We start from the raw sequence: 454 nt of genomic DNA on the forward strand, positions 1-454 counted from the left end.
TGCCATTGGTCCATTAATATCAGTTCAACTCTTAACTTAAATTCATGTAATACGTTGGAACGCTTAGCTGTACGATGAGTAATATCAATAACCTGCTCTTCTTCTTGCTTTAATTTTTCATCAGCAGAAACTGGTAGCATCATAGTTTGAGTGAAGCTTAGTTTTTGTCCATCAATTAAATCCGTCTTAACTAAATCACGAATCTTACTATCAAAAATTATTTCTTGATTATCTGCTGATTGACGATAAATGTATTCATTACCAATATCCCCGGTATCAACTAAATTCATTACAGTACCTAATTTACCAAAGCGATCATAAATTCTTAATTGACCGTTTTTAGTAACTTCAACTTCAATATTTGAATTCTTTAATTGATATTCATTTTGAGTAGTACCTAATTTTTGACCTTGATCTTCCTTAATATGAGCTAGATAAAATGTTGTCCATGAAA

At 30.6% G+C, this 454-nt stretch carries 1 pseudogene; it reads right to left on the minus strand.

Annotated elements, in window-relative coordinates:
• Positions 1 to 454 (minus strand): annotated as a pseudogene (locus tag CP366_RS10730) (alpha-mannosidase); the annotation flags it as partial.

This window comes from Lactobacillus sp. UMNPBX15, assembly GCF_002553785.1.
Taxonomy (GTDB): Bacteria; Bacillota; Bacilli; order Lactobacillales; family Lactobacillaceae; genus Lactobacillus; species Lactobacillus crispatus.